The 7,547-nt window shown below is 74.6% G+C and carries 4 protein-coding genes and 2 pseudogenes; 3 read left to right on the top strand and 3 right to left on the bottom strand.

The genetic code is table 11. The features are described 5' to 3' along the window. Positions 1–1,894: pseudogene (locus tag MHW47_RS29535) on the top strand (hypothetical protein); the annotation flags it as partial. 58 nt (positions 1,895–1,952) lie between these two features. Here the strand turns inward: MHW47_RS29535 and MHW47_RS29530 are convergent. Continuing rightward, entirely contained in the window at positions 1,953–2,561 is a 609-nt protein-coding gene (locus MHW47_RS29530) for a TetR/AcrR family transcriptional regulator (protein WP_239226832.1), read from the bottom strand. 154 nt (positions 2,562–2,715) lie between these two features. Between MHW47_RS29530 and MHW47_RS29525 the strand changes: the two genes are divergently transcribed. Both MHW47_RS29525 and MHW47_RS29520 read left to right on the top strand, forming a co-directional pair. Further along, positions 2,716–3,534, top strand: a complete 819-nt coding sequence (locus MHW47_RS29525; protein ID WP_239226830.1) for an alpha/beta fold hydrolase — start codon at positions 2,716–2,718, stop codon at positions 3,532–3,534. 50 nt (positions 3,535–3,584) lie between these two features. After that, on the top strand, positions 3,585–3,794 hold the full coding sequence (locus tag MHW47_RS29520; protein ID WP_239226829.1) for a DUF4287 domain-containing protein: 210 nt from the start codon (positions 3,585–3,587) through the stop codon (positions 3,792–3,794). 28 nt (positions 3,795–3,822) lie between these two features. Here MHW47_RS29520 and MHW47_RS29515 read toward each other — a convergent pair whose 3' ends face one another. Together MHW47_RS29515 and MHW47_RS29510 are read right to left on the bottom strand one after the other, a co-directional pair. After that, positions 3,823–4,797 carry an alpha/beta hydrolase gene (locus MHW47_RS29515; RefSeq protein WP_239226828.1) on the bottom strand — a complete coding sequence of 325 codons (975 nt, stop codon included), beginning with the start codon at positions 4,795–4,797 and terminating at the stop codon, positions 3,823–3,825. Between the two features lie 158 nt (positions 4,798–4,955). Then, positions 4,956–7,547: pseudogene (locus tag MHW47_RS29510) on the bottom strand (beta keto-acyl synthase); the annotation flags it as partial.

Below are 7,547 nucleotides of genomic sequence, written 5' to 3'. Positions count from 1 at the left end.
CGACCGGCGCAGGGCCCGCCTCGACCGCGCACCGCTCCTCGACCGGCTGGAGCTCACCCTGCGCGTCCGCAGCCTCGACGACCTGGCCCCGGCCGCCCCGGCCGCCGCCCCCGCCGCGCAGGCCCCCGCCCTCCCCGACTCCGTGCCCGAACTCGTCGCACGCGCCAGGGAACTGGAGGTACAGGGGCACCCCGAGGCCCGGCTCTGCTGGACCCGGCTGCGCACCCTGATCGCCGCCCCCGGCTACACCCACCCCGACGACCCCGCCGTCGGCCCGCTCGTCCGGCTGCGCGCGGACCTGCTGGCCGACGAGGCCGCCGACGCCGGAGACGGCAACGAGCCCGCGGACGCGCGTGACCTCTACGAAGAGGCCGCCGGCCTGTACGAGGACGCCGCGCTGCCGGGCGAGGCGGCCGTCGCCGCGGCGTGCGCCGCCCTGGCCGACGCGGAGGCCACGGACGGGGACGGGGACGGGGCGGCCGGTGAACGGGCGGCGGTGCTGACCGGCGTCCACGCCCGCATGGTCCGGCTGCACGAGGAGACGGACGGGCTCGCGCCGTACCAGGAGGGCCGCCTGCTGCGGCTGCGGGCGACCGCCCTGGGCCTGCGCTTCCAGGCCGTGCAGAGCGAGGAGTACGGGGCGGCGGCGTTGGCCGAGGTGGAGCTGCTGCACACCTTCGCCACCCGGCACGACCTGGCGTCGCAGATCTCCGGCGCGGCGCTGCTGCGGGCCGGTACCCACGCCATCTCCGGCGACCTGCCCGCCGCCGTCACCGAACTGGACGCCCTCGTCCACCGGCTCCGCGAGCACGGCCCCGACTGGCACCTGCCCCGGACGCTCGGACTGCGCGGCCGGCTCCGGATCGGCCTCGGGGACGCGCAGGAGGCGTACACGGACCTGGCCGAAGCGGCCCGCCTCGCCGCCGAGTGGCCGGTCCAGGTCGCCGAGACCGCCGGTCTCCACGGCGACCTGGCCCAGGCCTGCATGCACCTGGGCCGCCCCGAGGAGGCGCTGCGGCAGCTGACGCGCTCCGCCGAGCTGGACCTGCGCCGCAACCAGCGGGCGCGCGCCTACTGCACGTACAGCAACGCCGCCGAACTCAGCCTCGACCTGGGGCGGGTGGAGGACACCATCGCCCTGCTCGACTCCGTCCTGGCCGATCCGGACGTCGCCGCCGGCGAGCTGGACGACCGCCTCGCCGCCCAGCTCCGCCTGATCCGGGCCCGGGCCCTGCACGCCGGCGAGGACCTGAAGGCCGCCACGGCGGAGTACGTCGCCCTCGCCGCCGAATCGGCCGGCTGGGACGACGATCCGGGGAGCCACGCCATGATCGCCGCCGAGACGGCGGTGCTCCTCGGCGAGGCCGGCGACTTCGACCGGGCCCGCGAAGCCCTCGCCCAGGCTCTCGCCGCGCACGGCCGCGAACCGCGCTACGAACAGCTGAGCAACGCCCTGCGCGAACTCGCCCGCCTCCAGGCGGAACAGCAGGGGCCGGACGGCCTGGCCGGCGCCCTCGCCCACCTCGACGAGGCGGGCCGGGTGGCCGACGCGGCGCGCGCTGCCGCGTTCGAGCCGCGCGGGCGCGCCCTGGACACCGCCCTGGCCTACGAACACGGGCGCGTCCACGCCTACGCCGGCCGGTACGAGGAGTCCCTGGCCGCCCTGGAGAAGGCCCTGGGGCAGCTCGGCGAACCGGGCCCGGACCGGTTCCACGCCGCCCAGTGGGCCGAGTGCGTCCGGCTCGCGGCGGTCGTGGAGGGCATGTACCTGGAGCGCACCGCGCCGGCGCTCGCCCGCCTCGACACCGCGATCGCCCGGCTGGCCCCGCTGGGCCACACCGAGGAAACCGGCCCGCTGGCATCCGTGGCGGCCCAGCTCCGCGAGGAGGGGTAGAGCGGCGGGGCGCGACGCCCCGGTCGGCCGCCGCACGCGGGCCCCGCGCGTGCGGCGGTCAGGCGTAGGCGGCCAGGAAGGCGCGGACGCCGCCCTGCGCGAGGTGGTCCAGGTCGGCGGCGGACAGCTCGGCGCCGCCGTGGAACATCGCCCGGTTCACCGGAATCCACAGCAGCAGACCGGAGAAGTGGTGGGCGGCCAGGAGCGGGTCCGGCGCCTTGAGCAGCCCCTGCTCGGTGAGGCGCCGGAAGGTGTCGGCCAGGGTGGCCAGGACCCGTTCGAAGCCCTGCTCGTACCAGGCGGCGCCCAGCTCGGGGAAGGCGTCGGCGTTGGCGATGACGAGCCGCCGCAACTGGATGACCTGGGGCTGGGTGAGGGCCGTGAGGAACTGGTGGGCGAGGCGGGTGAGGTTCTCGCCGAGCGTCGCGGCGTCGGCGGGGATGTCCGCCACCAGATCGACCATGGCGTCGATGCGGTCGGTGGTGGACAGCACGATCTCCGCGAACAGTTTCTCCTTGTCCGAGAAGTGCTTGTAGACGGTCTGCTTGGAGACCGCGGCGAGCTTCGCGATGTCGTCCATGCTCGTGCCCGCGTAGCCCTTGTTCAGGAACACGGTGGTCGCCGCCTCCAGGATCGCCCGGTGCTTCCGCGCTGACCGTTCGTCCATCGTCAGGCCCCTTTCGCTCGTCCGTCGCCACCTGCCGACGAAAAGAGTACTGGACTGACCAGTACTCGTGTGAGTACTGTACCGTCCAGTTCCAGAACGCGGCGTCCGGCCGCGACCGCGAGCCGTCGCACGGCACATCCATGGGGGTTTACACATGAGCACGACAGTGGACACGGTCATCTCGGCCGACGGCACGGCCCTCGCGTTCGAACGGCGGGGCAGGGGCCCCGCCGTGCTGCTCGTCGGCGGCGCGTTCATGACCCGGTCGGCGTCCGGCGAACTCGCCGGGCTGCTCGCCGAACACTTCACGGTCGTCACCTACGACCGGCGGGGCCGGGGCGACAGCGGCGACGCCCCCGAGTACGAGGTGCGGCGCGAGATCGAGGACATCGACGCGCTCATCGAGGGCCCCTGCGGCGGGTCCGCGATGCTCTTCGGCATGTCGTCGGGCGCCGTACTCGCCCTGGAGGCGACCGCGCGGGGCAGCGCCGTCACCCGGCTCGCCCTGTACGAGCCGCCGTTCATCACCGACGACAGCCGGCCGCCGCTGCCCGCCGATTACGTGGCGCACCTGACGGAACTCGTCGCCCGTGAGGCGTACGGGGATGCCGCCGCCTACTTCATGACGGCGGCGATCGCCCTGCCGGAGGAGGTCGTCGCGGGCATGCGGCAGGCCCCGTTCTGGGCGGACATGGAGGCCGTGGCCCGCACCCTCCCGTACGACGGCGCGATCATGGGCGACACGATGTCCGGCCGCCCGCTGCCTCTCGAACGCTGGGCCTCCGTCACCGTGCCCGTCCTCGTCGGCAGCGGCGACGCGGGCGCACCGCACATGGAGACCGGCGCACGCGAACTCGCCGGGGCCGGCGACAACTTCACCCTGCGGATCTTCGAGGGCGAGGAGCACACCATCGCACCCGAGACCCTCGCCCCGGTCCTCGCCGGCTTCTTCGCGGGCGAACCCACGGCGTGACCGGCCGCCCCCCGAACCATCCACCACCCGCACCGGAAAGAGGCACCCGCATGACCACACCGCCCAAGGGCCCCGCCAGCTACTTCCCGGCCATCGAGAAGAAGTACGGCCGGCCCGTCGAGGAGTGGAAGGACCTCATCCGCTCCTCCGGCCTCACCAAGCACATGGAACTCGTCGCCTGGCTCAAGAGCGAGCACGGCCTGGGCCACGGCCACGCCAACGCACTCGTCGCCCACACCCTGGCCGAGGCGCGCGACTGAGCCCCGCCCCGGCCGCCGCACCGGGCCCTCAGCCGTCGTGGAGGGCCCGGCGCAGCGCGTCGACCGCCAGCTGACGGGCGACGCGGGCGGCGCGGGTGTCGCGCAGGCTGTCCAGCAGCAGGAAGTCGTGGACCATGCCGGCCACCCGCACCGAGGTGACGTCCACCCCGGCCTCCCGCAGCCGGTTCGCGTACTGCTCGCCTTCGTCGCGCAGCACGTCCGCCTCGTCGGTGATCACCAGCGTGGTGGGCAGCCCCCGCAACTGTTCGAGGGGGGCCCGGAGCGGGGAGGCGTACATCTCGGCACGGTGCGCGGGCTCGGGGGTGTAGGCGTCCCAGAACCACTTCATGCCGTCGCGGGTGAGGTAGTAGCCCTCGGCGAACTGATGGTACGAGGGGGTGTCGAAGGAGGCGTTCGTGACCGGGTAGAGCAGCACCTGCGCCTTCAGGCCGATGCCGTTCCGCTCCTTGTTCATCAGCGCGAACACGGTGGCCATGCAGCCGCCCACCGACTCGCCGGTGACCGCCACGCGCGAGGTGTCCAGCCCGTGCTCGGCGCCGTGCCGCAGCAGCCACTGGCCGACGGCGTAGTTCTGCTCCACCTGTGTGGGGTACTTCGCCTCCGGGGCCCGGTCGTAGACCGGGAACACTCCCGCCGCGCCGGCGCCCACGGTCAGCTCCCGGAACAGCCGGTCATGGGTCTTCTCGTCACCGAAGACCCAGCCGGCGCCGTGGATGTAGAACACCACGGGCAGCGGGCCCGTCGCCCCCGCGGGGCGGATGATCCGGGTGCGCACCCTGCCCCACGTCCCGGCGTCCACCTCCACCCACTCCTCGTCCACCTCGGGGCGGGGCACGCCGGCACCGCTCTGGAGGTCGAGGAGGATCTGGCGGCCCTGCTCCGGCGGTACCTCGTAGATCCGGGGATGCGGGTCGGTCGCCTCGGCCAGCTCTCTCGCGGCGGGTTCGAGGTACGGCTCGACGGGCGGCGGAATGTGGGTCATGGCTGCTCCCTGGGGGTTCCGGGTGCTCGCGGTGGCGCCCGTGGTGCGGCCCGGCCGACGGCTCGGGCGGCCCCCCTTGTTCATGCTGGCGGCTCGCCCGCAATGCGCAACACGGGGGCGGGCCGCCCCGCCCGAAGCCGCCCCCGCGAGGCCCGTCCTCAGCCGGCCGGGTCCGCCACCACCCGCATGCCCAGCCCGCGTACGCGGTAGATGCACGTGTCGTCGCCCCACAGCGTCGCGTCCGCCACGGCGTACGGGCCGCAGGCGTCCCGGCCGCTCTCCACGACGTCCATGTCCACCCGGATCAGCCGGTGGGCCGGGGTGATCTGGCCCCGGTACGTCCACGACACCTCCCGGTCCGGCAGCACCGGCTCGAAACGCGGATGCGGCAGGCCGGCCGCCGCACCGCTCTCCAGCAGGTGGAACCGGAGGAGCTGGCCCATGGCCTCGACGCCCAGCGAGCCCGGCTGCACCGGGTCCTGGAAGAAGTGCGCCCGGAAGAACCAGGCGTCCGGGCGGACGTCCTTCTCCGCGCGCAGCCGGCCGAGACCCGCGCTTCCGCCCTGCGGCCAGTACCCGGTGACCCGGTCCAGCATCAGCAGCCCCGGCCCCGGCAGCCGCAGCCGCCCCGTGCGGTGGCGGTCCGGCCCGGCGGCCAGGTCGACGGTGCGGTCGCAGGGCTCGGCGAGCCGGGCGCGGCCGTCCGCCGCGACCGGCACGCCCTGCTGGTCGGCGAAGGCCGAGCGGGGGAAGAAGCCGAAGACCGTCTCCAGGTGGAACACGGGCACGCCGTCCGCCGTGCACGCCACCCGGAACGTCTCGATGACCATGTCGCCGCCGCGTGAGATCCGCGTCAGCTCGGCGCACGTGCGGACGGTGCGCGTGGCCGGGGTCACCTCGCCGGTGACCGTGCCCTTCCCGTCGAGGTTGCGGAACAGCAGGTCCACGTCGCTGGTCAGCGCGCTCCCCACGTACGAGGCGAGCCAGCCGCACGGTTGCAGCGCGGCCTCCATGAGCACGGCGAACGGCATGGTGCCGGAGCCGCTCTCCTCGAAGTACCAGGCGTCGGCGGGCACGTCGTACTCCGCGACGACACGGCTGCCCTCCCGCATCCCGCCCTGCGGCCCGTCCACCGAGACGATCCGGCTCATGAAGAGATAGGGCGGGCCGGGCAGCCGGGCCACGCCCCGGGCGCCGTCGAACGGCGCGTACATCGCGCCGAACGACTCGCTCGGCCGGCCCCACGCGCACGCCAGCAGCGAGTCCTGGTCGAACCGGAAGCCGTCGGCCGCCACGGCCACCGGCTTCCCGTCGCCATGACCGGCCGGGCCGTCCGCCCGGGAAAGCGCCGGTGTGCCGCAGACGCCCGGCACGGCGGGCGCGCCCGTGTGCCGCCACTGCGTCAGCGGCCAGTCCGGCACGAGCCGCAGGGCGACGCCCCGGCCCAGGAACGCCTTCATCCCGTCCACGGAACCCAGCACATCGGCGTACAGCGTCGGTTCCGGACCGGCCGACACCCCCCGTACGAACACCTCGTAGACGACCCGCCGGTTCTCCGGCGTCGCCTGGCCCCGGCACATCGCCCGGTACGGCCGCCCGCTCACCGGCTCGAAGCGCCAGCCGTCCCGTGCCACGGTGTATCCCATCGCGGTCAGGTAGAACGCCATCGCCTGGAAGCCGCCCTGGAGCATCAGCGTGCCCGGCATGCACGGGTCGTTGTGGAAGTGCCCGGCGAAGAACCAGTCGTCCGGACTCAGCGCGGTCTCGGCGCGCAGATAGCCCCGGCCCCACGGCCCGCCCGCCGGGTCGAACTCGCTCACCTCGTCCAGCAACCGCAGCCGCTCCCCGTCGAGGCGCGGCGTACGGATGTGGGCGGCCGTCGCCTCCCAGCCGGGGCCGAAGCAGTCCGCGGGCCTGCCCTGCGCCAGGGCTTCCAGGGCCCCGGGCCCGAACCGGCGCCGGTCGCAGCGGACGGCCGGCGGGTCGAGCGGCAGGCCGTCCTCGTCCGGGGGATGGTCCGCCGGATTCCACCGGACACCGCCGCTGCCGGCGAGTTCGGCGGGGGTGAAGAATCCGGCCTGGCCGTCGCGCACGCTGAGCCGCAACTCGCCGTCCACGTAGCAGTCGTGGCGGAAGAAGGCGAGCCGCACCCCGTCCGCCTCCGCGTGGCCGTCGACGCGGATCTCGAACCGCAGCGTGTCGCCGATCGTGGGCGGAGCGCCGTGGAACGTCACCTCGCAGCCGAGCAGCCGGTACGCGCGCTCGCCCCGGTTGAGGAGATCGACACCCAGCCAGCTCAGCAGGAGCAGGTCGGCCTGCCCGGCCTCGATCAGGACGCCGGACGGCATGCGGCCCGTGGCGTCCAGGTACCAGCTGTCCCGCCGGACGTCGGTCTCCGTCCAGATCGTGCCGTCCGTCCGCACCGGCCCCGGCAGGGCGAGCGCCCCGGGCACCGCGTCGATCCCGGTGACCCGGTCGGCGAACAGCATCGGCGGACCGGGCATCCGGGTCTGCACCGCGTACCGGTCCTGTGCGGCGAACAGGGGCCCGAACAGGGCGGAGACGTTCCCCGTGGCGAGGTGTTCGAGCTGAGCCCGGTCGAACACCGGACCGGCCCCGGGGCCCGGCACCGCGCCCGACGGCGCTACGGGCGCCTGCGGCACGGGGCCCGGCGGGGCCGCCTCCGGACGCGCGGGGACGGGCTGTACGGGCAGCTGCCGTACGGGCGTCCGCTCTACGGGTGTCGGCAG

The sequence above is a fragment of the Streptomyces sp. OfavH-34-F genome (genome assembly GCF_022347745.1).
Taxonomy (GTDB): domain Bacteria; phylum Actinomycetota; class Actinomycetes; order Streptomycetales; family Streptomycetaceae; genus Streptomyces.
Note: the sequence above shows the minus strand (reverse complement) of the source record. Positions and strands in the feature narration are given on the sequence as shown.

What these genes read in the sequence shown, in the direction of transcription:
- MHW47_RS29525 (WP_239226830.1), top strand. Translation starts at nt 2,716, where the DNA reads ATGAGCACGACAGTGGACACGGTCATCTCGGCCGACGGCACGGCCCTC.
- MHW47_RS29515 (WP_239226828.1), bottom strand. Translation starts at nt 4,797, where the DNA reads ATGACCCACATTCCGCCGCCCGTCGAGCCGTACCTCGAACCCGCCGCG.
- MHW47_RS29520 (WP_239226829.1), top strand. Translation starts at nt 3,585, where the DNA reads ATGACCACACCGCCCAAGGGCCCCGCCAGCTACTTCCCGGCCATCGAG.
- MHW47_RS29530 (WP_239226832.1), bottom strand. Translation starts at nt 2,561, where the DNA reads ATGGACGAACGGTCAGCGCGGAAGCACCGGGCGATCCTGGAGGCGGCG.